This is a genomic window from Bradyrhizobium sp. 132, from assembly GCF_023074185.1.
In the GTDB taxonomy this organism is placed as follows: domain Bacteria; phylum Pseudomonadota; class Alphaproteobacteria; order Rhizobiales; family Xanthobacteraceae; genus Bradyrhizobium.
Genome location: NZ_JADPKY010000139.1, coordinates 1 through 24,933, shown reverse-complemented (window position 1 = coordinate 24,933; position 24,933 = coordinate 1). Strand labels below are relative to the sequence as shown.

22 protein-coding genes and 1 pseudogene are annotated in these 24,933 nt (G+C 63.9%); 7 read left to right on the top strand and 16 right to left on the bottom strand.

Features of this window, described 5'->3' with window-relative positions:
• Window positions 1-11 precede the first annotated feature (11 nt).
• Window positions 12-1,154, bottom strand: coding sequence for a dTDP-4-amino-4,6-dideoxygalactose transaminase (gene rffA, locus IVA74_RS30715; RefSeq protein WP_247350487.1), 1,143 nt, complete (start codon window positions 1,152-1,154; stop codon window positions 12-14).
• Between the two features lie 280 nt (window positions 1,155-1,434).
• On the opposite strand from rffA, the gene IVA74_RS30710 reads away from it, so the two are divergent.
• On the top strand, window positions 1,435-2,901 hold the full coding sequence (locus tag IVA74_RS30710) for a hypothetical protein (protein ID WP_247350486.1): 1,467 nt from the start codon (window positions 1,435-1,437) through the stop codon (window positions 2,899-2,901).
• Between the two features lie 182 nt (window positions 2,902-3,083).
• Here IVA74_RS30710 and IVA74_RS30705 read toward each other — a convergent pair whose 3' ends face one another.
• From IVA74_RS30705 to IVA74_RS30675, 7 genes are all read right to left on the bottom strand, one after another.
• Window positions 3,084-4,295, bottom strand: coding sequence for a glycosyltransferase (locus tag IVA74_RS30705; RefSeq protein ID WP_247350485.1), 1,212 nt, complete (start codon window positions 4,293-4,295; stop codon window positions 3,084-3,086).
• Complete coding sequence (locus IVA74_RS30700) at window positions 4,292-5,059, bottom strand: class I SAM-dependent methyltransferase (protein ID WP_247350484.1); 768 nt, start codon at window positions 5,057-5,059, stop codon at window positions 4,292-4,294. The genes IVA74_RS30705 and IVA74_RS30700 overlap by 4 nt, the downstream gene beginning before the upstream one ends.
• Window positions 5,056-6,177 carry a DegT/DnrJ/EryC1/StrS family aminotransferase gene (locus tag IVA74_RS30695; RefSeq protein ID WP_247350482.1) on the bottom strand — a complete coding sequence of 374 codons (1,122 nt, stop codon included), beginning with the start codon at window positions 6,175-6,177 and terminating at the stop codon, window positions 5,056-5,058. The genes IVA74_RS30700 and IVA74_RS30695 overlap by 4 nt, the downstream gene beginning before the upstream one ends.
• Before the next feature lie 25 nt (window positions 6,178-6,202).
• A complete protein-coding gene (locus IVA74_RS30690; RefSeq protein WP_247350479.1) occupies window positions 6,203-6,649 on the bottom strand; it encodes a hypothetical protein in 447 nt (148 codons plus the stop codon).
• Between the two features lie 109 nt (window positions 6,650-6,758).
• Window positions 6,759-7,943, bottom strand: a complete 1,185-nt coding sequence (locus IVA74_RS30685) for a glycosyltransferase (RefSeq protein WP_247350478.1) — start codon at window positions 7,941-7,943, stop codon at window positions 6,759-6,761.
• A 139-nt stretch (window positions 7,944-8,082) separates the two neighbouring features.
• Window positions 8,083-8,394 carry an HAD hydrolase-like protein gene (locus tag IVA74_RS41300; RefSeq protein ID WP_346730987.1) on the bottom strand — a complete coding sequence of 104 codons (312 nt, stop codon included), beginning with the start codon at window positions 8,392-8,394 and terminating at the stop codon, window positions 8,083-8,085.
• A gap of 252 nt (window positions 8,395-8,646) precedes the next feature.
• Window positions 8,647-9,870: an AMP-binding protein gene (locus IVA74_RS30675; RefSeq protein ID WP_247350476.1), complete on the bottom strand. Its 1,224-nt coding sequence runs from the start codon at window positions 9,868-9,870 to the stop codon at window positions 8,647-8,649.
• Window positions 9,871-9,956: 86 nt separating this feature from the next.
• On the opposite strand from IVA74_RS30675, the gene IVA74_RS30670 reads away from it, so the two are divergent.
• Entirely contained in the window at window positions 9,957-11,108 is a 1,152-nt protein-coding gene (locus tag IVA74_RS30670) for an AGE family epimerase/isomerase (protein WP_247350475.1), read from the top strand.
• 66 nt (window positions 11,109-11,174) lie between these two features.
• Here the strand turns inward: IVA74_RS30670 and IVA74_RS30665 are convergent, their stop codons facing one another.
• From IVA74_RS30665 to IVA74_RS30640, 6 genes are all read right to left on the bottom strand, one after another.
• The gene (locus IVA74_RS30665) at window positions 11,175-12,017 is read right to left on the bottom strand and encodes an ABC transporter ATP-binding protein (RefSeq protein ID WP_247350473.1); all 843 of its coding nucleotides are present in this window, start codon (window positions 12,015-12,017) and stop codon (window positions 11,175-11,177) included.
• A gap of 159 nt (window positions 12,018-12,176) precedes the next feature.
• On the bottom strand, window positions 12,177-13,460 hold the full coding sequence (locus IVA74_RS30660; RefSeq protein ID WP_247350471.1) for an ABC transporter substrate-binding protein: 1,284 nt from the start codon (window positions 13,458-13,460) through the stop codon (window positions 12,177-12,179).
• Window positions 13,461-13,505: 45 nt separating this feature from the next.
• Complete coding sequence (locus tag IVA74_RS30655) at window positions 13,506-14,579, bottom strand: branched-chain amino acid ABC transporter permease (RefSeq protein ID WP_247350469.1); 1,074 nt, start codon at window positions 14,577-14,579, stop codon at window positions 13,506-13,508.
• 3 nt (window positions 14,580-14,582) lie between these two features.
• Complete coding sequence (locus IVA74_RS30650; RefSeq protein ID WP_247350467.1) at window positions 14,583-15,476, bottom strand: branched-chain amino acid ABC transporter permease; 894 nt, start codon at window positions 15,474-15,476, stop codon at window positions 14,583-14,585.
• A 220-nt stretch (window positions 15,477-15,696) separates the two neighbouring features.
• Window positions 15,697-17,628: a long-chain fatty acid--CoA ligase gene (locus IVA74_RS30645; protein WP_247350465.1), complete on the bottom strand. Its 1,932-nt coding sequence runs from the start codon at window positions 17,626-17,628 to the stop codon at window positions 15,697-15,699.
• Complete coding sequence (locus IVA74_RS30640) at window positions 17,625-18,446, bottom strand: ABC transporter ATP-binding protein (protein WP_247350464.1); 822 nt, start codon at window positions 18,444-18,446, stop codon at window positions 17,625-17,627. Before IVA74_RS30640 ends, IVA74_RS30645 begins: the two co-directional genes overlap by 4 nt.
• Before the next feature lie 331 nt (window positions 18,447-18,777).
• Between IVA74_RS30640 and IVA74_RS30635 the strand changes: the two genes are divergently transcribed.
• Complete coding sequence (locus tag IVA74_RS30635; protein WP_247350462.1) at window positions 18,778-19,452, top strand: Crp/Fnr family transcriptional regulator; 675 nt, start codon at window positions 18,778-18,780, stop codon at window positions 19,450-19,452.
• Here the strand turns inward: IVA74_RS30635 and IVA74_RS30630 are convergent, their stop codons facing one another.
• Window positions 19,453-20,715 (bottom strand): MFS transporter, encoded by a 1,263-nt coding sequence (locus tag IVA74_RS30630; protein WP_247350461.1) that lies wholly within the window; start codon window positions 20,713-20,715, stop codon window positions 19,453-19,455. It lies immediately after the preceding gene.
• A 123-nt stretch (window positions 20,716-20,838) separates the two neighbouring features.
• Window positions 20,839-21,681 carry a uroporphyrinogen-III synthase gene (locus IVA74_RS30625; RefSeq protein ID WP_247350460.1) on the bottom strand — a complete coding sequence of 281 codons (843 nt, stop codon included), beginning with the start codon at window positions 21,679-21,681 and terminating at the stop codon, window positions 20,839-20,841.
• Window positions 21,682-21,773: 92 nt separating this feature from the next.
• On the opposite strand from IVA74_RS30625, the gene IVA74_RS30620 reads away from it, so the two are divergent.
• The 4 genes and pseudogenes from IVA74_RS30620 to IVA74_RS30605 form a co-directional block, all read left to right on the top strand.
• Entirely contained in the window at window positions 21,774-22,181 is a 408-nt protein-coding gene (locus IVA74_RS30620) for a hypothetical protein (protein ID WP_247350459.1), read from the top strand.
• Window positions 22,182-22,285: 104 nt separating this feature from the next.
• Window positions 22,286-23,149 (top strand): formyltetrahydrofolate deformylase, encoded by an 864-nt coding sequence (gene purU, locus IVA74_RS30615; protein WP_247350458.1) that lies wholly within the window; start codon window positions 22,286-22,288, stop codon window positions 23,147-23,149.
• 29 nt (window positions 23,150-23,178) lie between these two features.
• A complete protein-coding gene (locus IVA74_RS30610) occupies window positions 23,179-24,498 on the top strand; it encodes a hypothetical protein (protein ID WP_247350456.1) in 1,320 nt (439 codons plus the stop codon).
• Between the two features lie 220 nt (window positions 24,499-24,718).
• Window positions 24,719-24,933: pseudogene (locus tag IVA74_RS30605) on the top strand (IS5/IS1182 family transposase); the annotation flags it as partial.

The following is a 24,933-nucleotide window of genomic DNA, read 5'->3' as shown; positions in this document are numbered from 1 at the left end:
GGGAAAACGTTCTACCGCCCGAGGATCGTCCCCAGCGTGTCGCAGATCCGCTCTTGCTGAGCCCGCTGTAAGCCCATCCACATCGGCAACCGGATCAGACGTTCCGAGAGTTCGGTCGTCAGCGCCAGATCGCCATGCGTCCGTCCGAACCGCTGCCCCGCAGGCGAGGAATGCAGCGGCACGTAGTGGAAGACCGCTTGGATATTCTCGTCCCTGAATTTGCGCAGAACCATCGACCGGTCGATCTCCGGTGGCAGCAGTACGTAGTAGAGATGTCCATTGTGGCTGCAGTGGCCGGGCACGATGGGGCGGCGCAGGAGACCGCGCTGCTCCATCGGCGCCAGCATGTCGTGATACCTGTTCCAGATCGCCAGCCGCTCGCGCGTGATGCGCTCGGCCTCCTCGAGCTGGGCCCAGAGGAAGGCGGCGGTGAGATCGCTCGGCAGATAGGAGGAGCCGATATCCTGCCAGGTGTATTTGTCGACCTCGCCGCGGAAGAACCGGCTGCGATCGGTGCCCTTCTCGCGCATGATCTCGGCGCGCAGCGAAAGCTCGGGGTCGTTCACCAGCAGGCAGCCGCCTTCGCCCGACATGATATTCTTGGTCTCGTGAAAGCTGAAGCTGCCGAAATCGCCGATGGCACCGAGCGCCGAGCCCTTGTAGATTGCCATGATCCCTTGCGCGGCGTCCTCGACGATCCGCAGATTGTGACGCTTTGCGATCGCGACGATCGCATCCATCTCGCAGCCGACGCCGGCATAATGCACCGGCGCGATCGCGCGCGTGCGCGAGGTGATGGCGGCCTCGATCTTCCGTTCGTCGAGGTTGAGAGTGTCTTGGCGAATGTCGACGAAGACCGGGACCGCGCCGCGCAGCACGAAGGCGTTCGCCGTCGAGACAAAGGTGAACGATGGCACGATCACTTCGTCGCCGCTCTTAAGGTCGAGCAGCATCGCGGCGAGGTCGAGGGCCGAGGTGCAGGAGTGCGTCAGCAAAGCTCGCGCGCATCCGGTGCGCTGCTCGATCCATTGGTGGCAAAGCTTGCTGAAGCGACCGTCGCCGGACACGTGAAGGCTCTCCAGCGCGTTCCGGATGTAGCCGGATTCTTTTCCGGTCGGGTAGGGCCGATTGAACGGGATGAACTCGGATGCCATTGCCTAAGTCGTTGAACCACCTTAAGACGCGCTGACGCTCTGCTTCGAATCCACGTTGGCGTTTTCCGCTGCGGGAATCAATGGCGATCCTGCGGCGTCCGTAGGAACCGCTGCCGCCGCCGATCGCGGGCAATCGGGACGGTTCGTGGCGCGCGGTCGCGGGGAAGGATGCGGCTTGACCGATACGCAAGTTGACGCGCCAGCCAGGACGGATGGACCCAAGAGCGAAGGGGGCAGCGGCCGCCTTCACCGGCTCATTCAGGGCTGGTCGGCAAACTTGGTGCAGATGGTCTTGGGGCTGACGCAGCAACTGCTCCTCATCCCCGCATTCCTGCATTTCTGGAGCAGCGACATGCTCGCGGCCTGGCTTGCGCTCTATGCTGCCGGAGCCCTCGTTATCGTCGCGGACTGCGGCTTGCAGCTTCGCTCCATCAACCGGTTTCTCGCTTTCAAGTCCTGCGTCGATTGCGACGGACGCACGGCGAGCTTCTACGCCCGCATGAAACGGATCTACCTGCGGATCGTCGTGGTGCTCGGCACGCTGCTGATCGTCGGCACCGAGCTGTGTCCGCCCGCCGCGGTTCTGGGATTTCAGGGGGTGCCGACCTTCGACACCGCGATGCTCGCGATCACCCTCGGCGTGCTGCTCGCGTTGCCGGCCAATCTCGTCGCCGGCCTCTACCGCGTGCGCGGCAAATACGGCCGGGCCGTGTGGTCGCAAAACATAGCGCTGCTGCTCGGGCAGGTCGGCCAGCTCGTCGCGATCGTCTGGTTCGGCAGCCTGCTCTCGGTCGCGGTGGCCTATGTCGCGGCCCAGATCCTGTTTGCGCTGTTCCTGATCGTCTATGACGCGCCGCGCCAGTTGCCGTTCCTGCGTCGTGGCCGCGGCCGCTCCGTGTCCTGGCGCTGGAGCGCCGGGCAATTCGGCCCGGCCTTGCCCTTCTCCATCGCCAACCTCACCGAGCTTGCGCTCATCAACGTGCCGGTGCTGCTGGTCAGCGCGATGGTCGCCGATCGCGTCGCGGTGGCGCAATGGGGCCTGGTCCGCGTGATCTCGAGCTTTGTGAGGAGTGTTTGTATCCTGATCACACTGCCGATCGGTGCGGAGCTCGGCCACGACCATGCCATCGGCGACAAGGTGCGGCTGCGCGCGCTCTATGCCCAGGGATCGCTGCTCGTGACCGCTGCGGCAAGCCTGATCGTCGCCGGGGCGTTGCCATTCTGGTCGGATTTCTTCGCGCTGTGGACTCACGGCAGCATCCCGAACAATGCCACGCTCGCTATCACGCTGCTGCTCGGTTCCGCCATCATCGCGCCCTCGCTGATGGCGTTCGTCTTTGCCAATCACAGCAATCGCGGCGATCTGCTGGTCCGGACCAAGGGATTGCAGCTGATCGCGTTCCTGATCCTGTCGACCCTTCTCATTCCCAGGTTCGGGCCCCTCGGCGCGGCGATCGCGATCGTGGCAAGTGACCTCATGACCCAGTTCGGAATCCTGACGGTCGTCATCATGCTTCAGACGCTTTCCCGTCCGCTCCGCCACATGCTGGTGCTGGTCGTGGTCATGGTCACGATCGTGTTCGGTGGATGGGGGCTTGGATTGGCGATCCACGCCCTGGTGCCGGGAACGGGGATGCTCCGCTTCCTGGCGGAATGCGCGATCTGGGTCGGGGTCGTCGCCTTTGCGGCGAGCCCGCTGCTGATGGCGCACGTGCGCGGACGCCTGCTGGCAGCGCTGCCGAACTGAAGGGTCCGGGCTCGTCAGCCAAATTTCGAAAACAACCCCATGCAAAGGCGCGGGGGCCCCGCGCCCGTATTGCGGATTTTACGAAAAATAGGTTGACGCGTCGGGCAAAACAGTGGCATTATGCCATCATCGCTCGGTGGGATGAGCGTGCCCTTCCTGTCCCCGCCAGCGTTGCCCTGGTCTCAGTAGATCCGGGGGTAGCGGCGATGTCTCAACCGCATCAGGTGCCGGGCAAGCTGCCGATGCCCTTCGTCGATCCGCTCCGCGAAGTAGGCAAGCCTCTGCTTGCCCGCGGCGGCGAGCCGGGTGCGCTCTTCGGCCGAGCCGACCTTGACGATGGCCTTCGCGAGCGAAGCCGGATCGTCGTAGTCGAACAGGATGGCTGCGTCGCCGGCCTGCGCCTGGAAGGCTTCCGGATAGATTACGGGGGTGCCGACCGCCCAGGCCTCGAGCGGAGGCAGGTTAGTCGGGCCGAAATAGGTGGCCATCACCAGCGCGTGCGCGCCGCGATAAAGCGCGCCTAGCTCCGCGTTGGGGACAAAGCCGAGCATGTGCACGCAATCGCCGAGACCGTGCTGCGCCACCAGCGCCTCGAATGCGGCGCGCGCGCCGCGATCGGAGCCGCAGAGCACCAGCCGGTGCTTCTCGCCCTGATCCCTGAGCATGCACATCGCAAGCAGGATGGTTCCGTGGTTCTTATGCGACCAGAATTGTGCCGGATAGAACAGATAGCCGGGCTCGATGCCGTGCTTCCTGAGGATCACGTCATCCTCGACAGCCCCGGTCGCCTCCGATCGCGACACATAGGGTGAGGGCGAGAACGGGATGCAGACGGCGTGGTCGCGCTCCATGGCATAGCGCCGGCACAGCATGTCGATCAGCTCGTCGGCGTTGGTGACGATCACCGAGGCCTTGATGGCGCCGTTGCGCCAGACCGTGTCGCGGCGCTCGAACTGTGCGAATTCACGGACCTCGTCGAATTCAGGACTGTCGCGGAAGCAGCCGTCGAAGATCGTGATGATGAACGGCAGCTGGTAGAGCACCAGGTTCCAGTTCGAGGTGGTGGTGAAATAGACGATGTCGACGCCGGACCTGATCAGTTTTTTCTCGAATGGCGCGCGGACCCGCATGGTGTATTGCAGCAGGTCGAACGGTCCGGAGTATTTCAGGAACAGGACCAGGCGGTCGAGCCAGCCGAGCTTCAGATACACGCTGTCGACGCCGAGATCGGCGAGAATCGCGACGTTGTCGTGCAGCGTCGTGAACACGGTGACGTCGATACCGGCGGTCCTGGCCCAGTCGCGCATCCACATGATGTCGGTGAGCGACTGCTGGAAGCCGCCGCCTACGTCGAGCGGCAGTTCGAGGAAGATGCCGACGTGGTAGCGCTTCACGGGTGCGCGGACTTTCTCGCGATGGACCAGGCGGCCCAGTCCTTCACGTTCGGCGCAGCGTCGGACAGCCAGGCATGGCTGCCGGCCGGCTCGAACCCGCAACGCCTGAGCACGGCATCGACCTCGAAGGGGAACCAGTAGCGCATGCGATGGGTCTCGACGACGCGCCTGATCGTCGAGCGGTCCATGTCCTCGCAGAACAGGGTGTAGTTGACGAATACCGTCGCATTCCGCTCGTCATGGTCGGATTGCGCGATCCGGGTCAGGCGCAGCGGGGCCTGCTCGATCACCTTGACGCGCGTCTCCACGCCCTGCGCCAGCACCGCGCCGCCATACCAGTAATCGAAGAAGAATACGCCGCCCGGCTTCAAGGCCGAGTGCGCGGTCCTCAACAGCGCTTCCAGCCTGTCATGATCGTTCTGATAGCTTGCGACGTGAAACAGCGACACCACCGCGTCGTAGCCGCGCTCGGGGCCGGTCTCGCAGGCATCGCCCTGGCGGAAGGGAATGGCGAGGCCGGCCTGCTCCGCGCGGGTCTTCGCCCTGGCGATCATGTCAGGGCTGAGATCGACGCCGGCGGCGCTCCAGCCGCGGCGGGCGAATTCGATCGCGTGCACGCCGGTGCCGCAGCCGAGATCGAGCAGCTTGCCCGCGGCAACCCCATGCGCGCGCAGTCGACTTTCGACGAAGTCCGTCTCCGTCGCGTAGTCCTTGTCCCGGTACAGCAGATCGTACCAGGGCGCGTAGTCCGCGAAGACAGTCACGGCAAGACCTCCCTGAGCGCCTGCGCCGACCGGGCGATCTCGCCCTCGGTCAATGCAAGTCCGCTTGGCAGATAAAAGCCGCGACGGGCGATATATTCCGCGTGAGGATGTGATTCATCCAGCATCAAGCCCATGCGGCGCAGCACCGGCTGCTGGTGCATGCACCAGAAGAACGGCCGCGTTCCAATGCCTTTCTGCGCCAGGCGCCGCATCGCCTCCTTGGCGTCGAAGGCGACGTCGTCGTTCAGCACGACGCCATAGACCCAGTAGATGTTCTCGGCGTAGTTGGTCCGGGCGACGGGCCGGCGGATACTGGCAATATCGGCGAGATGCTGATCATAGAGCAGGCCGATGCGGCGCTTGATCTCGACGGTCCGCGGCAGGCGCTCGACCTGGGCGACGCCGAGCGCAGCCTGAAGATTCGTCATGCGAGCGTTCCAGCCGAGCTCTTCGTGGACGAAGCGCTGCTGCGGCTGGAAACAGAGATTGCGAAGGCTTGCGAGATGCTCGGCCAGCGCATCGTCGTCGGTGACGATCATGCCGCCTTCACCGGTCGTGACGTGCTTGTTCGGATAGAAGCTGAAGGTCGAGACGTCCCCGAAGCTGCCGCAGGGCGCACCGCGATAGGTCTGGCCGTGCATTTCGGCGGCGTCCTCGATCACCTTCAGGCCGCGCGCCTTGGCGAGCTTCATGATCGGTTCGAGGTCGACCGGCAGACCGTAGATGTGAACCAGCATGATCGCCCGCGTGCGCGGCGTGATCGCGGCCTCGACGCCCTCGATCGTCATGTTCCAGGTCGCGGGGTCGCAATCGACACCAACCGGGACCAGCCCCGCCCGGGTCACGGCGGCTGCGCAGCTGATGATCGTGAAAGTCGGAACGATGACCTCGTCACCCGCCTGCAGTCCGAGTGCATGCACGGCGATGTCGAGCGCAACGGATCCATTGGTGACGGCGACGCCGTGGCGCCGGCCGGCGGCCTCCGCCATCGCCTGCTCAAAACGCTTGACGAACGGGCCTTCGGACGAGATCCAACCGGTCCGGATGCACTCCGCAAGATACTCGGCCTCGTTTCCGTCGAGCAGCGGCGTGTTGACGGGGATGAAAGCGTCGCTCACAGGTTTTCCCTCACAGGCGTCTCGCTCATAGGCCTGGACCTTTGACCCTGATCTCGGACGGCGCGGCTTCGGGGAAACGAGTCTTGTCGTTCTCGCCGGCATAGGGGCCTTGCTTGATCTCGAACATCTCGAGCGGCTCAAGCACGTGGAAGCCGTGCGCGCCGCTGCAGAGCAGGATGATGTCGCCCGCGCTCAGGATGCGGCTTTCCAGATATTCTTCGGCCGCCGTGTAGAAATCGACCTGGAGCTTGCCCTTCTGGATCAGGAGCACCTCTTGCGTGTAGTGCACCTCCCGCGTCACCTTGTTGTGGCGGTGGGGCGCGATGCTCTTGCCCTCGGGATGGCTCATGAAGGCGAGTTGCTGCGATAGCTCGGGCGTCGAGAAGAAATGGATGCCGGGTTCGCGGAACGAGGCGCGCACGATGATGGCGTAGAGCTGATCGCCGAATCGAACTTGTTCGACGTGTTCCATCGTTCTGCCTCGAAAAAGCTAACAATTATAGTGACATAGCGTCTCGCTCCGGCACTTTGGCCATTTTGACCGGCACCGTCAAGGGCGACGCGGCCGGCGTCGCGACGCGTCAGGTTTGACCGGCCAAGCGAAGGATGTGGTCGATCCGCTGCCTGAACGTGTGCGTCGACAACGTCCGCGCCTGTCCGGCAGCAGCGATCGCGCAGCGCTCGTCCTCATTAGTGAGGTAACGGTCGATCAGGCCGAGGCAATCGTCGACCGAACGCCAGGCCGCGACCTCGCGGCCGTCGTCGAACAGTGTGTCGAGATTGTCCTTGTAGTCGGTCAGGAGGAAAGTTCCGACGCCGGTCGCCTCGAACAGGCGCGCATTGCCGGCCTCGCGTCCGGCCATGTCGATATGTGAATTCAGCGTGACGCGCGAGGCGCGCAGCGCCTGATACATCTCCACGCCCCAGACCTCACCCTGATAGCAGCGGTGCAACGGCGAGGAGGCGGGAAGGCTGTCGAGGCCGCTGCCGTAGAGTCTCAGATCGTATTTTCGCGCCACCGCTTCGAGTTGCGCGACCCGCTGCTGGTGATCGGCCGAGATCGCGCCGACGAAGGAGACGTCGATGTTTCGTTCGGGCGCGGGCGGCAGAACGTCGACGATCCCGGGCTCGAACGCCAAATGGATCATCTCGGAGCGCGCGCCCTGGGCCCGAAAGGACTCCACCACCGCCGATATCTGCGAGATCAGGAGATCGTAGACCGACCAATCCTCGCCGCGCGACGGCACTATGCCGACCTGGCCAAGCAGGATGGGGCGGCCGATCTGCTTGATCCGGCGCGCCAGGCCCGTGTCGACGTGGAAGAGATCCTGGTTGAGGATCAGGTCCGGCTTGAACTCCTCGATCTGCGCCAGCAGGATTGTTTCGGCCTCCGCGTCGAGCCGCGGGCTGAGGCCCACCTTGCGCGCGAGCGGCCGCAGCACCGGCTTGAACGGTGCGACCGCGCGCAGCAGCCAACCAGGAAGCGCTTGCCGTTGCACCGAGGCGTCGGGCGATGGCGGCTGCGCGAGGGCAAGCCCGTGCTCGCGCGCCCACGCCGCCCGCATCCAGGGATTGTTCACATGAATGTCGGCGGCGACGTGTCCCGCCGCGGCGAAATTGCGTGAATAGAAATCGGCGACGCCGAACAGGCTGGCGTTGCGCGCCGCCATCTGCGCCGCATAGGACTCGCCGCCGAGGCCCGGATGGCGCCGGTAGAGCCAGGCCAGGAACCGCTGATAGTCGGCGTTGAGGATGAGGACGCGCACGAGACTTGGACTCCGGTTCACAGGCGCTGGGTGGCGCCGTGTACCACAAACGAAGGAGCACCACTGCGCCGTGCGTGAGCCCTGGCAGGGACGACCTAGCCCGGCAACGGGGGGAATTCAACGCATGAGGAGAGCAGCCTCAGGCGAACTTCAATGCCTCGCGCACGAAAGCTGCAAGATTGCCCTCCCGAAACAAGAGGCCCCGAATGCCTGCGGCGTGCGCGGCGTCCAAGTCGCGCTGCTGGTCTCCGATCAGGATGCTGCCGTCGGCTGCGGCGGGAAATCGCTTCATCAGGTCGGTGATCATGCCGGGCCCGGGCTTGCGCCGGTCGCTGTCGCGCCGGTAACGTTCGATGATGCCCTCGGGATGGTCGGGACAGTATTCGAGCGCATCGATGCGCGCACTGACAGTGGCCAGCTCATCCGTCATCCAGCGATGCAGCGCGTCCACGTCGCTCTCCTGCTAGAATCCGCGGGCGACGCCGGACTGGTTGGTGACGACGAAGGCGAAATAGCCGGCCTCGTTCACGAGCTTGACCGCCTCGCGCGCGCCGTCCATCCATTCGAGGATTGAGAACGCCGTCGCGGTCGAAGAAGACGGCCATGCGTGGTGAAGTCGTCGTCATGGGTGCTGCAACAGGTGGTTTCCGGCCCTTGTTCACCGTTCGGTCGGCACCTTGTCAAGAAGGTCGCAACCGTGCCGCTAGCGTTCGTCCGCGATGACCTTGCCGTCATTCGGCAGCGTGCCAGGGCCGACCAGCTCGATGTTTCCGCCGAGTTTCGTCACCGCGCGCAGGGTGCCGGCGACCTCGTCGCGCAGGGCGTCGCTCGCGGCCGATGTTTCCGCCTTGAGCGTCATCGCATCGGCTTCGCCCTGACGCGAGACGACGAGGCGCAGGCGGCCCAGCGCGGGGTGGCGTTTTGCGATGTCCGCGATCTGCTCGGGACGGACGAACATGCCTTTGACCTTGGTGGTCTGGTCGGCGCGACCCATCCACCCCTTGATGCGCATGTTGGTGCGGCCGCAGGCGCTCGAGCCCGGCAGCGCCGCGGTAAGGTCGCCGAGCGCCAGCCTGATCCAGGGGTGATGCGGATCGAGCGAGGTCACGACGATCTCGCCTACGTCGCCGTCCGCGACCGGTTCGCCGGTGCCTGGCTTGACGATCTCAAGGATCAGGTCCTCCGTGACCACCATGCCTTCGCGCGCGGCGGTCTCGAACGCGATCAGCCCGAGATCGGCGGTGCCGAAGGCCTGGTAGGCGTCGACGCCACGCGCCTTGATCTCGGCCTGGAGCGAGGGCGGAAACGCGGCGCCCGAAACCAGCGCGCGCCTGATCGAGGACACGTCGCGTCCTGCCGCGGTGGCGGCATCGAGCAAGATCTTCAGGAAATCGGGCGTGCCGCTGTAGCCGACGGGACGGTAGGCCTCGATCAGCTCAAACTGCTGCTCGGTATTCCCGGGGCCTGCCGGGATCACCGCGCAACCCAGTGCGCGCGCCGAGGCATCGAAGATGAAGCCGCCGGGTGTGAGGTGATAGCTGAAGGTGTTGAGCACGATGTCGCCGGGCCGGAAGCCGGCCGCGAACAGTGCCCGCGCGCCGCGCCAGGGGTCGGCGCCCGTTGCCTCCGGCTCGAAGATCGGACCCGGGGAGGTGAACAGTCGTCCGAATGTTCCGGGAGCCGCCGCCACGAAGCCGCCGAAGGGCAGGGAGGCCTTGTGCAGGGCCGGGAGTTCCGACTTGCGCAGCACCGGCAGGCGCGCCAGCGCCGTCCGCGACGTCACCGCAGCCGGGTCGAGGCCCCTGAGGCGCTCGGCATAGGCGGTTGCGGCGAGCGCACTGCGCAAGACCTCCGGCAGCCGGGCGAACAGCGCGGCCTCCCGGTCGTTGGGCGCGCGCGTCTCAAGAGCGTCGTAATGGGCGGTCATGGCTTATCCTCGAGCGGACGTATCCGTTGCGTGCGGTTCCCGGCGCCGGTATCAGACGGCACGCGAGCGGATTTGGAGACGGGTTGATGGTGGGCGAAGACGTCATTGCGGCGGACGAGGCGGGCGATGTCGTCGCGCGGTTGAAGGACCGCATGATCGAGGACGCGCTGCCGTTGTGGTCGACCACGGGCTGGGACGCCGTGTCCGGAGGCTTCATCGATCGTCTGCACCGGAACGGCACGGCGGATTCCGCCGCGCCGCGGCGCGTATTCGTGCAGGCACGGCAGATTTATTGCTACGCCAAGGCGGCGCAGATGGGCTGGTATCCGGAAGGACGCGCGATTGCGCTGAAGGGGCTGGAGCATATGCTGGCGCGCGCGAAGTCGCCGGACGGCAAGCCCGGCTACGTCCACCATCTGACCCCGGAAGGCACGGTGCTGGATGGCAGGCGCGATGCCTACGATCACGGCTTCATCCTGCTCGCGCTCGCGACCGTCTACGCACTCGACAAGGATGCGCAAATCCGCACCGAGATCGATGCGCTGCTCGCCTTCATCGACGGTCACCTGCGTTCGCCGCACGGCGGTGTACACGAATCCCTGCCGGTCTCGATGCCGCGGCGCCAGAATCCGCACATGCATCTGTTCGAGGCAATGATCGCCTGTTTCGACGCGACTCACGACCTGTCGTTCCAGAACCGCGCCGGCGAATTCTTCGCGCTGTTCCTCGCCAATCTCTACGACAAGCAGAAGCGCGTGCTCGGCGAATACTTTGAGGAGGACTGGTCCAGGATCGAGCCGGTCAGCGTCGAGCCCGGTCACCAGGCCGAGTGGGTCTGGCTGCTGAAGGGCTTTGAGCGCATCACGGGATGCCCGACCGGGCAGCGGCGGGGCGAGCTGCTCGAAACGGCCTTGCGTTATCGCGACGCCGTGACCGGCTGCGTCGTCGACGAGGGTGATGCCGCAGGCAATGTCCGCCGTGATACGCGGCGCCTGTGGCCGCAGGCCGAGATGGCAAAGGCGCGAATCGCGCAGGCCGAATCCGGCGAGGTGGGTGCGGCAGACGAAGCGCGCGCGGCGCTGGTGCGGCTGGAACGGCATTACCTCAGCCATCCCGTGCGGGGCGGCTGGTACGATCATCTCGATCGCGACGGCAAGTCGCTGGTCGACACCATTCCTGCGTCGTCGTTCTATCATGTGCTTTGCGCGGTCACGGAAGCAGAGCAGGTGCTCGGCTGAGAACTCTTTTTTCTTGACGCGTCTTCTTCACGCGAACCGGTCTCCACTTCGCTCGAAAACGCTATGTCATAGCCAGCGCTTGCGCCGCTTGAAGCTCTTGAGGTTCTTGAAACTCTTGCGCTGGTCGCCGGCACCGCCGAGGTAAAATTCCTTGACGTCCTCGTTGTCGCGCAATTCGTCCGCGGTGCCGTCGAGCACGACCTTACCCTGCTCCATGATGTAGCCATGGCTCGCCACCGACAGCGCGGCGCGGGCGTTCTGCTCGACCAGAAGAATGGTGACTCCCAGATCACGGTTGATCTTCTGGATGATCGAGAACACCTCTTTCACCAGCAGCGGCGAGAGGCCCATCGAGGGCTCGTCCATCAGGATCATCTTCGGGCGCGCCATCAGCGCGCGGCCGATCGCGAGCATCTGCTGCTCGCCGCCGGAGAGATAACCGGCAAGCCCGGTGCGCTCCTTCAGGCGCGGGAAATAGTTGAAGACCATATCGAGATCGGCGCCGACCTCGCGGTCCCTGCGGGTGAATGCGCCGAGCTTGAGGTTTTCCAGCGAGGTCATGTCGGCGACGATGCGCCGGCCCTCCATTACCTGAAAGATGCCGCGGCGGACGATCTTGTCGGGATCGATGCCGTTGATGCGCTCGCCCTCGAACAGGATCTCACCGCGCGTTACTTCGCCGTCCTCGGTCTTGAGCAGCCCGGAGATCGCCTTCAGCGTCGTCGACTTGCCGGCGCCGTTGGCGCCGAGCAGCGCCACGATCGCGCCCTTGGGCACGTCGAGGCTGAGGCCGCGCAGTACCAGGATGACGTCGTCATAGACGACCTCGATGTTGCGCACGCCGAGGAGGGACGGCGCGGGAACGATGCTGGGGGAGGGACGAGCAGCTGCTTCGTGAATTTCGGTCATGCCTCATTACTCCGCTGTCGTCGCCCGGCTTGACCGGGCGACCCAGTATTCCAGAGACGCCTGGGATTCACAGAGAAGCCGCGGCGTACTGGATCCCCCGCTTCAGTGCGCACTGCGCACAAGGCCGGGGATGACATTTGTGGTGGGTGAGCGTCGTGCTCACCACCCGAGCAATTCCGGCTTGCGCGGCAGCTCGACGGTCTTGACCTTCTCGAGCTTGATCGTGCCCTTGGCTATGAGGTCGTTGAGGTCGCCGTCGGTCGCACCCGCAATCTTGGTGCGGTACAGATCGACCTTCAGCGTGCCGCGGTGGTCCTTCTCGGTCCAGGTCGAGGGATTGCAGACGCCTTCCATGCCTGACGGCACCCAATCCTTCTTTTGGTAGAAACCCTTCACGACGTTGTCGCCGGTGGCGCCGCCGTTCTTGGCGGCCCAGTCGAGCGCTTCCTTCATGTAGAGAGCCGAGCAGACGGCGGCGATGTAGTGCACGGGGCGATAGACCTTGCCGGTGGGATCGGACATCTTCGAGATCTCCATCACCGTCTTCATGCCGGGCGCATCGCCGCCCCAGCTCACCGCGGTGCGCAGCGGGAAGATCACGCCATCGGCGGCATCGCCCGCGGCCTTGGCGGCGTTCTCGTCCATGCCCCAGACATTGCCCATGAACTGGATGTCGACGCCGGCGGTCTTGCAGGCCTTCATCACAGAGATGTTGGAAGCGGCCGTGTTGCCGAGATAGGCGTAGTTGGCGCCCGAGGATTTCAGGCTCAGGCACTGCGCACTGTAGTCACCCGGCGCGAGTGCGAATACCAGCGGCGGCAGCACCTCGAAGCCGAGCTCCTGCGCCATGGCTTCGCCGGCGGCCTTCGGTGCATTCGGATAGGGATGGTTGGCGCCCATGTGCACGAATTTCGGCTTGCCGGACTTGCCCTTGGCCTTCCAGTCTTCGGCGGCCCACATCAGCATCGCGCGCAGCGAGTCCGAATAGCTCGGGCCGTAGAAGAAATTGTAGGGCGCGGGCTTGGCCTTGCCGCTGACGCCTTCGGGGTCGGTGAGTGCCGCAGCATAGGAGCCGGAGAGGTCGGGGATCTTGTCCTGGGCGAGGAAACCGGTCAGGGCCTCGGTGTCCGCCGTGCCCCAGCCCATGATCGCGGCGACCTTGCTGTCGGGCGCCGACCACTTCTTGTAGAGCGCGATCGCGCGCGGCACCTGGTAGCCATAGTCGTTGGTGTCGACGTTGATTTGCTTTCCGCCCACACCGCCGTTCTTGTTGACCCAGGCAAAAGTATCGGCGACGGCCTGGCCGTAGGGCGTGCCGACGTCGGACGTGCCGCCGGAATAATCGGCGAGATGCCCGATCGCGATCTGCGCCTGCGCGCTTGCCGAGAATGCGGCGATGGCCAATGCCAGCGATGCGGTGCTCGATAAGGATTTTGTCTTCATTGGTTGTCTCCTCCTGTTTATTTGTTGGTTAGAGAGTTGCCGTGCTCAATGCGAGAACGGGTAGAGTTTCCAGTACGCCTTGATCTGCCGCCAGCGATGGGCGAGCCCGTCCGGCTCGAACATCAGGAACGCGATGATGATCACCCCGATCGCGATCTCGCGCAGGAAGGTGATGTTGGTGTTGAGCGACAGCGCCTTGTCGATCGCGCCGCCCTTCAGGGCAACGCTGAGGAATTCCATCGTCTCAGGCAGCAGCACCACGAAGGCGGTGCCCATCAGCGTGCCCATGATCGAACCGGTGCCGCCGATGATGATCATGGCGAGGAACAGGATCGAGCGTTCGATGCCAAAGCCTTCCTGGGAGACCACGAGTTGGTAGTGCGCATAGAGCGCGCCGGCGATACCGGCGAAGAAGGCGGCGAGGCCAAATGACAGCGTGCGGTATTTGGTGAGATTGATGCCCATGATCTCCGCCGAGAGATAATGGTCGCGGATCGCCACCAGCGCGCGGCCGTCGCGCGTGCGCATCAGATTGGTGACGAGAACGTAGCTTGCGATCACATAGGCGAGCACGACATAGAAATACTGCCTGTCGCCGCGCAGCGTGTATCCGAAGAGCGAGAACGGGTTGGCGCTCGCCGGCACCGAGCCGCCGGTGAACCACTCCGCGCGGGAGAAGAAGTCGAGCAGGATGTATTGTGCCGCGAGCGTCGCGATGACGAGGTAGAGCCCCTTCAGTCGCGCCGCCGGGATGCCGAAGATCAGCCCGACCAGCGCAGTGACGACGCCCGCGAGGGGGATCGCGAAGAACACCGGGATCGATGCGCTGTTGGAGATGTAGGCCGAAGTGAAGGCGCCGAGCAGGAAGAAGGCGGCGTGGCCGATCGAAATCTGGCCTGTGAAGCCGACCAGGATGTTGAGGCCAAGCGCGGCGATCGAGAAGATGCCGATCTGGATCAGGATGCTGAGCCAGTAGCCACCAAGGAATTGCGGCACGAGGCAGAGCAGCACCACGCCGACGATCGCAAAGTTGCGGCTCGTCGTCGTCGGGAAGATCGTGGTGTCGGCCGCGTAAGAAGTGCGGAAATCACCAGCAGGGATGAGGGCGGGGCCGGCCATGGATCAGATCCGTTCGATGTCGTGGGTGCCGAACAGGCCGTAGGGCTTGATCATCAGCACGATGATGAGGACGTAGAACGGCGCGATCTCGTAGAGATTGCCCCAGTGCAGATACTCGGCGTCGACATATTGCGCGATGTTCTCGAGTAGCCCGATGATGATGCCGCCGAGCACGGCGCCGCCGACGGAATCGAGCCCGCCGAGGATCGCCGCCGGAAACACTTTTATGCCGTAGGCGGCAAGGCCCGAGGATACGCCGTTCACGACCGCGACCACGACGCCTGCCACGGCCGACACCGTTGCCGAGATCGCCCAGGCCATCGCGAACACGCTTTTCACGGAAATGCCGAGCGACTGCGCCACCTGCTGGTTGAATGCGGTGGCGCGCATCGCAAGGCCGTACTTTGACGCGCGGAAGAACCAGGCCATGCCGATCATCATCGCGACCGAGACCACGAGGCTCATGACATAGACGGTCTGGATCTGGAGTCCGAACAGACTGACGGACTGGCTCTCGAACACGCGCGGGAACGGCTGCGGATTGACCCCGAACATCCACTTCAGCGTCGCCTGCAGTACGGTGGAGAGGCCGATCGTCACCATGATGACGGAGATGATGGGCTCGCCGATCATCGGCCGCAGGATCAGGACCTGCACCGCGATGCCGAACACGAACATGAACACCAGCGTCAGCGGCATGCCGATCCAGAACGGCACCTGGTATTTCGCGAGCAAGGTCCAGCACACCCAGGCGCCGACCAGCAAGAGCTCGCCCTGCGCGAAATTGACGACCTGTGTCGCCTTGTAGATCAGCACGAACGACATCGCGACCACGCCATAGAGCGTGCCGACCACGAGGCCGTTGACGAGGAGCTGAATGAGGAAGGCGGTGTTCATGCCGATGTCCGCGCAAAATGCAGAAGCGATGATGGTGCACCCTCTCCCCTTGCGGGAGAGGGTGGCTTCGCGAAGCGAAGCCGGGTGAGGGGTTGTCTCCGCAGTGACGGTGCGGAGAGAGGACCCCTCACCCGCGTGAGGGTGTGGTTGGCGGCGGTGATGCCCTCTCCCGCAAGGGAAGAGGGCGCATCGACTGGCCGCGCGTTCTCCCGAAGCGACCTCACTCCGCGGCCTCCGCCAAATGCTCCGGTCGACCCAGATCCACCACTCGCAGCGTCGTCCGGACCCTCTGCGTGGTACCGTCCTGGAAGCGGATCATGGTGTCGACGGGGATGTCGGCGTCGCCGCGGTAGATCGCGTCGATGATGGCTTCGTATTTCTCGTTGATGACGCTGCGGCGCACTTTTCGCGTGCGGGTGAGCTCGCCGTCGTCGGCATCGAGCTCCTTGTAGAGCAGCAGGAAGCGCGAGATGCGCTGCGCCGGCGGCAGTGTGACGTTGACGGTCTCAACCTCCTTGCGGAGCAGCGCATAGACCTCGGGTCGCGAGGCGAGATCGCTGTAGGTCGTGAACGAGAGCCGGTTCTTCTCCGCCCATTTCGAGATGATGGAGTAGCGGATGCAGATCATCGCAGCGAGTGCGTCGCGACCCGCCCCTAACACCACCGCTTCCGCGATGTAGGGCGAGAATTTCAGCTTGTTCTCGATGAACTGCGGCGAGAAGCGCTCGCCGCGCGAGGTCTCGGCGAGATCCTTGATCCGGTCGATGACCACGAGCTGCTTGTTGTCGTTGAAATAGCCGGCGTCACCGGACAGCATCCAGCCTTCCCGGATGTCGGCGACGCTCGCCTCCGGGTTCTTGTAGTAACCGAGGAACATGTGGGGATGCCGCACTACGATCTCGCCGACGCCGTGAACGTCGGCGTTGTCGATGCGGATCTCGACACTGTCGGCCATCGGCACGCCCGTCGTGTCAGGATCGACTTTGCCCTCGGGATGCAGCGTGTAGGCGCCGAGCAATTCCGTCTGGCCGTAGAGCGTGCGCAGCGGCACGCCCATGGCCTGGAAGAACTTGAAAGTCTCGGGGCCGAGTGCCGCGCCGCCGGTTGCGGCCGAACGCAGACGGCTGAAGCCGAGGCGGTCGCGCAGTGCGCGGAACAGGATCGCGTCGGCAAAGCCCGAACGCTTGCCGTCTGCGAGCGCCGCGAGACCCGACTTCATGCCGATGTCGAACAGGCGCTGCTTGAAGGGCGTCGCGTCCATTACCTTGGCGCGCACGTCCGCAGCGATCGATTCCCAGACGCGTGGCGCGAAGAGCACGAATGTCGGCGCGATCTCGCGCAGATCGTTCATCATGGTATCGGGCTCTTCGACGAAGTTGATCTTCATCCGGCACAAGAGGCCTTTGCCGAGCACATAGACCTGCTCCATGATCCAGGGCAGCGGCAGCACCGAGACGTATTCGTCGTCCGGTCCTTTCGGGTCAAAGGCGAGATAGGTCGCGCAATGACCGAGCACGCGACCGGCGGCGAGCATCGCAAGTTTTGGATGCGAGGTGGTGCCTGACGTCGTGCAGAGGATCGCGACGTCCTCGCCTTTGGTCGCGTCGACCAGGCGGTCGTAAAGCTCAGGCTCGCGCGTCGCCCGGGCACGGCCGAGCTCGGCAAACTTCTCCGCGGACATCAAGCGCGGATCGTCATATTTCCGCATGCCGCGCGGGTCGGAATAGATGATGTGCTTCAGCCTCGGCACGCGTTCGGCCAGCGTAAGCAGCTTGTCGACCTGTTCCTCGTCCTCGGCGAAGACGAGCTGGGCTTCACCATAGTTGAGGAGATAAGAGGCCTCTTCGTCCAGCACGTCGCGATAGAGCCCGAGGCTCAATCCCCCGATCGCATGAGCCGCCACTTCCGCGGCGACCCAGTCCGGCCGGTTGTCGCCGATGATGCCGATGACATCCTCGCGCCCCAGGCCCAATTCGACCAGACCGAGCGCGAAATCGCGCACCCGCGTCTGATAGTCATTCCAGGTGAAGGGGCGCCACAGCCCGAGATCCTTCTCGCGCAATGCGATCTCGTTGCCGTACTCCTTCGCGTTGAGCCGGAGCATCTTCGGATAGGTGTCGGCCTGCGCGACGCGGCCCGCGTAATCCATCATGCCGCGCTCTCCTGCGCCGGCGGTGCATCGTCGGGATCGACCAGCACCTCGTCCTCTTCGCCGAGATAGGCGCGCCTGACGTGGGGATCGGCGAGCACGGCGGCCGGATCGCCCTCGGCGATCTTGCGGCCGAAATCGAGCACCATGACGCGGTGGGAGATGTCCATCACCACGCCCATGTCGTGCTCGATCATCACCACGGTCATCCCGAACTCCTCGTTGAGGTCGACGATGTAGCGGGCCATGTCCTCCTTCTCTTCGAAGTTCATGCCGGCCATCGGCTCGTCGAGGAGAATGAGGCGCGGCTGCAGTGCCATGGCGCGGGCGAGCTCGACGCGCTTGCGCAGGCCGTAGGAGAGGGTGCCGGCCGGCGCCTTTCGCACCGATTGGAGGTCGAGAAAGTCGATGATCTCCTCGACCTTGCGGCGGTGCTCGAGTTCTTCCTTGCGGGCGCCGGTGAGCCAGTACAGCGAGCCCGTGAGGAAATTGTTTTTCAGCAAGTGATGGCGGCCGACCATGATGTTGTCGAGCACGCTCATGTGGTGGAACAGTGCCAGATTCTGGAAGGTGCGGCCGATGCCGAGCGAAGCGCGCGCGTTGGGCGTCAGGCCGGTGATGTCGCGGCCCTGGTAGAACAGCTGGCCTTCGGTCGGCTTGTAGCGGCCGGAAATACAGTTCACGATCGAGGTCTTGCCGGCGCCGTTGGGGCCGATGATCGAGAACAGCTCGCCATCCCTGATGGCGAAGCCGACATCGGTGAGCGCACGGACGCCGCCGAATCGCAGGGACACGCCGCGCACTTCGAGACTGGTAGCCACCAAACAAATCCCTCCCGGTGATGGCGCATTCAGGGGCGCTCTTCGTCCGTTTCTCTTCGGCGATCCTAGTACGGCTGTGCCGGTGAGGCCATGCAGCAGATGGTCTCGACCGGAGCCGCGCCACTCTCGTTCCCGTTGGGATCAAAAGCCGCATCGTCCGAGGTGGTCCTCAATAGGGGAAAGCGCTATTTTGAAATGTCTCCCGCCTGACAATTCTGCGACAAAGTTTTCGGGCGGTAGCAGCCTCCGTCTTTCGTCGGATGGTGGTCGAAGGCCATGCTGCAATGCAGCAGAACAAGGAGTGGCGAACGGTGCGGCTGGCTTCGGGATCATGATTTCAGAGGATCAACTGAAGCGCGTCGCTGCCTGGGCGCGCGAGCTCACAGAAAGGGAGATCGAGGTCGCGCGTGCCGGGATCACGGAGCGGTTCTACGGCACCGGCGAGACCGTGTTCATGCGCGGCGACACGTTCGACTATTGGGCCGGCATGGTCTTTGGGCTTGCCCGGATGGGCGGGGTCTCGCGCGACGGCAAGGAGACGAGTCTTGCCGGGCTGACGGCAGGGGCCTGGTTCGGCGAAGGCAGTGTGCTCAAGAACGAGCCGCGCCGCTATGACGTGGTCGCGCTGCGCAACAGCCGCGTCGCACTGATGGAACGTAGCGCCTTCATGTGGCTGTTCGAGAACAGCGTTGGCTTCAACCGTTTCCTGGTGCGCCAGCTCAACGAGCGGCTTGGCCAGTTCATCGGCATGCTCGAGGTCAATCGCACGCTGGATGCCACCGCGCGGCTTGCCCGCAGCATCGCGTCGCTGTTCAATCCGATCCTCTATCCGGAATCGACCGCGCATCTGGAGATCACCCAGGAGGAGATCGGCGCGCTCTCCGGAATGTCCCGTCAGAATGCCAATCGCGCGCTGAACCGGCTGGAGAAGGAGGGCTTGCTCCGGCTGGAATATGGCGGCGTCACCATCCTCGATATCGAGCGGTTGCGCGGTTACGGGGACTAGCTAGCGCCCATTGGCAGGAGCGTGCACCGGCCAGAGGTCGGCGCGCCAGCGGATTGCGATCGCCAGCATTGCGATGAATCCTGAGGCGGCATAGAGCGAACCCGTCGCCGAATAGCCGATGACGTCGATCAGGCTGCCGGCCGCGAGCAGTCCGATCGGCAGGCCGTAGATCACCATCATGCGCACGCCCATGACGCGGCCGCGCAGATGCGCGCTCGCCGTCCGCATCAGAATCACGGCAGCTGAAATCATCGACATGCTCTGGGCGATGCCGGCGAGGACGAGGCAGGCCATCGCCACCGGCATGGTGCTGATCTCGACGAACACCAGGAGCATGGCGTACCAGGCCAGCGTCGCGCCGATCAGAAGCCGGGCAATGCGCACGCCGCCGACGAGGCTGAGCGTGATGGAGCCGATCAGCGAGCCGACGGCGAAGCTCGCCGAGAGATAGCCGAGGCCGGTCTGGTCGGTATGAAAGATGTCCCGCGCGATGTAGGGCAGCAATCCGCCGGTGAAGGGAAATGCGGTGAGATTGGCCAGAAAGGCGACGCACAGCGCCGCGCGCATCCCCGGGCCATTCCAGGCGTAGACGATCCCTTCCTTCAAATCGCCGAGCAATCTCGAAACGGCGCGGCCGCTCGCCGGGAGATCAGTTGTGACAACGGTTTTTTCCGGCCGGGTCAGGCAGAGCATGAGAAGCGCTGCCACAAAATAGAGACAGGCGATCGCCACATAAACGAGGCCAATGCCGAGGACGGCGAACAGCCCGGCGCCCGTCAACGCGCCGGCGATGCGCGCGCTGTCCTGGGTCGTTCGCGCAACGCTAATGGCGCCCACCAGTTGCTCGGCCGGCATGATCTCGGCAAGCAGCGCGCCGCGAACGCCGAGATCGGAGGGACGGATCAGGCCCATGATCGCGACGATGATCATGACGCTCAGCGGCGACAGATGACCGGTCAGGGCCAGAACCATGATGGTCGACGAAAGCACCGTATAGGCAAGGCGCATTACGACCAGGAGATCGCGATGACCCATGCGGTCGCCGATCATGCCGAGCACCGGTGCGACGAGCGTTCCGACGAATTGCAGCGACGCAAGCACGGTGAGCAGCAACACCGAGCCGGTCTCGATCAGGATGTACCAACCGAGCACGAGAGTCTCGACCTCGAACGCCCAGGAGGTGAGCAGATCGGACGGCCATTGGAAGCGGTAGTTGCGGATGCGAAACGGCGCGAGCGCGGAGGGGCGTGCGGCTGTGCTCAAGGCGCGATGGCGCGTATCACGGCGATTCCCTTGCCTTGTTGCTTCTTCTTGCTGTTCGGCAACCTAGCGCTGGCGATGCTCGTGTCAATCGGCGCCGCCGCAGGCCGGCCCCGCGCTCGGCTCCTACGTCGCCGCGGGTCTCGGCTTCCGCTCCGCCAGCGCCGCGGCCATCGCCGAGATCAGCGGCCGCATGAAATAAGCTTCATCCGCGGGCGAGACGTCGGTGCGCAGGCCATGCGCGGCGAGTTCGCCTGAGACAGCAGGTCCCACCGAGGCGATCAAAGTGCGCTCGAAACCTGCGCGCAGCTTCGCCTCGCTGCCATGCGCCTTCGCGGCTTCGATCAGGCGGCGCACCTGGCCAAGATTGGTCAGCGCAATCGAATCGATTCGCCCCTCGACCATGTCGTCGATCGCGGTGACGATGTTCGCATCCGCTGCCTTTGAGTCGTAGGCATAAGGCAGCACGGCATCGACATCGGCGCCTTGCGCGGCAAGCGCGCCGGTCAGCGCGCTGTGGTCCTTGTCAGGATAGAGCTGGAGGCCGAGGCGATGCCCCTTCAGGTCGAGCTTGCCGAGCATCTCGATCACGCCCTCGGTGGTCGGCTTCTCCGTGGTCTGCTGCGCCTCGAGTCCGACTTCGCGCAGTGCCTTGCCGGGCTTCGGGCCACGGGTGAATTTTCGCGATTTGGCGAGCGCGGCGGTCAGGGCGCCGTCGAGCCCGCGCTCGCGCGCGAGCTTCATGAGTCGACGGAGGCCTTCGCCGGTCATCAGCACGAGGTCGTCCAGCGGCCTGTCGATGGCGCGGCGAATCCAGGCTTCGACCGGTGCGGGATCCGGCGCGTCGTGAATGGTGAACATCGGGCATTGCACCACTTCGGCGCCCTGCTCAGCGAGCAGCTTCGAGAACTGTGCCTCCTCCCGGGTCTCCAGGATCAGGATGCGGGTGCCGTTCAAGCGGTCGGCCATGGGCGTGCTCCGATCAAAAATCGCTATGGTCCGTTCATCCTGACTCCGCCGCTGGGATTGGCGCAAGGGCATCAGCGGTGCTAGAGCAGGCGATGCGCGAGTTCCTGAAGATTGTCGTCGTCGCGTTCGCGGTTCTGGCCGGCTGGTTCGGATACGTTTTCTGTCTCAAACCGGAGGCCGTTGATTCGTGGGTGCGTGACGCGCGGCTGATGGGATTACTGGAGGACTATCGTCGCGCGAAGGGGGCCTATCCAGTCCTCAATGCACGCGATGTCCCGGTCGAGCAGCTTGTCGAGATGCTGGCGAGTAGCGGCGTCAATTTTCCTTCCGACCTCAGGTTCGAAGGCCCCAATCTGCCAGCCCGCTATGTCTCGGTCACCGGTGAAAACTATGGGCTGCTGTACCAATTTAGCCAGTCCGGGCGCAGCGTGACATGTCTCGTGGAGGTCCGTACCCGTCATACGGGTTGGTGGGGACAGCCGCCGACCTGTCCCTGGTAGCCCAGGCTGCGATCTTCTGGAGTTGGCACGAGGGTGCTCCGGATGATAGAGCTGGGCGCGAATTCAAAGGGATCCATGAGGGTGCCCGCAGTCCAACAAGTGCCATGCCCGACCATCAATACGTTCTGACCCTCTCGTGCCCGGATCGCCCCGGTATCGTCTCGGCGGTGTCGACCTTCCTTGCTCATAATGGGCAGAACATCCTCGACGCCCAGCAGTTCGACGATGTCGAGACCAGCAAATTCTTCATGCGGGTGGTGTTCACGGCCGCCGATCTTGCCGTTGAGCTCGCTGCGCTGCAGACCGGTTTTGCCGCAATCGCGGAGCGGTTTGGCATGCACTGGCAGATGCGCGACCGCGGGGCACATCGCAAGGTAATGCTGCTGGTCTCGAAGTCCGACCACTGCCTGGTGGACATCCTCTACCGTTGGCGCACTGGCGAACTGCCGATGATCCCGACAGCAATCGTCTCCAACCATCCGCGCGAGGTCTATGCCGGGCTCGATTTCGGCAGCATCCCGTTCCATCATCTGCCGGTCAGCAAGGAAACTAAGCGCGAGCAGGAAGGACAGATCATCGATCTCGTCGGCGAGACCGGGACCGATCTCGTCGTGCTCGCCCGCTACATGCAGATACTGTCGGATGATCTCTCGGCAAAACTGTCGGGGCGCTGCATCAACATCCACCACTCGTTCCTGCCCGGTTTCAAGGGCGCAAAGCCTTACCATCAGGCCCATGAGCGCGGCGTCAAGCTGATCGGTGCGACCGCGCATTACGTCACGTGCGACCTCGACGAGGGGCCGATCATCGACCAGGACGTGGAACGCATCAGTCATCGCGACGCGCCGGAGGACCTCGTCCGCAAGGGTCGCGATATCGAGCGCCGTGTGCTGGCGCGAGCAATTCGTCATCACCTCGACGATCGCGTGATCCTGAACGGTCGCAAGACCGTCGTCTTCATGGATTAAGGACGTTGCAGCAAAAGGGGAGCAGTGCATTGCCGGCCATCGGCCCCATGACCGGAGGCTGGCCGACGAGACCGCTGCTGGTGCTGCTGATCGCGCTTTCCGTGGCCGTCTTCTGCATGTCGGCAGCAAACGTCTCCAAGTACTACGTCACCTATCAGCTCGTCTACGATCCCCTCACGCTGAACTCGGCCGTGATCGCGGTCGCGATATTCGCGCCGGTCTTTCTGCTATTCGCTATTGCCAGGTTCAGCTTCGGTTACTTCGCGGGCTTCTATCTCTGCTCCATGGTGCTCAGTTATCTGTGGCTCAGCTTCTTCTCGCTGCGCATATATGACCATGACGCGGCAAGACTGTCCGCGGCCGTCTCGGCGATCCTCTTCCTCCTGCCTGCATTGTTCGTGTCCTCGCCGCTGCCGCAGATACCGAAGCTGTCGGTCAGATCGTTCGATCGTCTGCTGATCGCAATTTTCCTGGTCTGCGTGGCGACGGTCGCGATGGCGGCGAGCTACAATTTTACGCTCGTTTCGCCTGATCGCGCCTCCAGTCTGCGCACGGACGCGCTGCCGAGGATGGTGAACTACCTTATCGGCATGGAGACAGGCGCGCTTTTGCCGTTCCTGTTTGCATACTGCGTCGCGCGCAGGGCAATTTGGCAGGCGGGTGCAATCGCGGTGCTGATGCTCCTCTACTATCCGATCGCTGTCAGCAAGATGACGTTCTTCGCGCCTGTCTGGTTGGTTGGCCTAGCCGTGCTTGCGAAGATCTTCGAGGCGAGGGTGGCGGTCGTCCTGTCCCTGATGCTGCCTATCGCGGCAGGTGTGCTGCTGTTCACCTTCATGGGCAGCGCCGGTCCCGTGGGCCTAGTCGCCGGCGAGTACGATTTCATCGTGAACTTCCGGATGCTCGCGGTACCGGCGCTTGCCCTGGACCTCTACAACGAGTTCTTCTCGCGGCACGAACTCACCCGCTTCTGCCAGATCGGCATCCTGAAACGCTTCGTCGATTGTCCGTATCAGGAGCAGCTGGCGGTCGTGATGCTCCATTATTTCCCGGCAGGGGGGACCTATAACAGCTCGCTGTTCGCGACCGAGGGGATCGCGTCGGCGGGCTGGCTGTATGCCCCCATCACGGTGTTCATCTGCGGCGTCGTGATCGCCCTCGGGAATCGTGCATGCGCCGGCTTGTCGCCATCCTTCGTCCTGGTCTCGAGCGGAATGCTCGTCCAGAACCTCTTGAACACTCCGCTTTCGACGGTGCTGTTGACGCATGGCGGCGTCCTTCTTTTCCTGCTTTGGTATCTCATGCCGCGGCAGGCGGGGCCGGCGCAAGCGACCGGCGATCCGGCTTGATCTTCCGCGGGGCAGTGACGCTCAGTCGGGTGCGTCGCCTAAAGCGCGATGAGATTGGGTTAAATCGTCATCGCGCTTTAGATTGTTGTTTACGCATGATCTTTTCGGAAAACCGCTTGGCACTTTTCCGGACCAAGCTCTAACAGTCTGCTGAAAAACCCCCTCGCCAGGGAGGGGACTTGATGATTCACTTTATCATCTCGAATCGGCGGAGACGATCATGCGCGGCAGGTTTACGGATCAGGGCGGCCTGTTTTCGTACATCGCGCCGGATAAACGTGTGCCAGCGAACCATCCACTGCGGAAGGTCCGGGAACTTGTCCGGGATGTTTTGAATGATTTGAACCGCAGCCTTGGAAAGCTATACGCCAGCGAGGGACGTCCTTCGATCCCTCCGGAGCAATTGCTGAGCGCCTTGCTGCTGCAGGTGTTCTA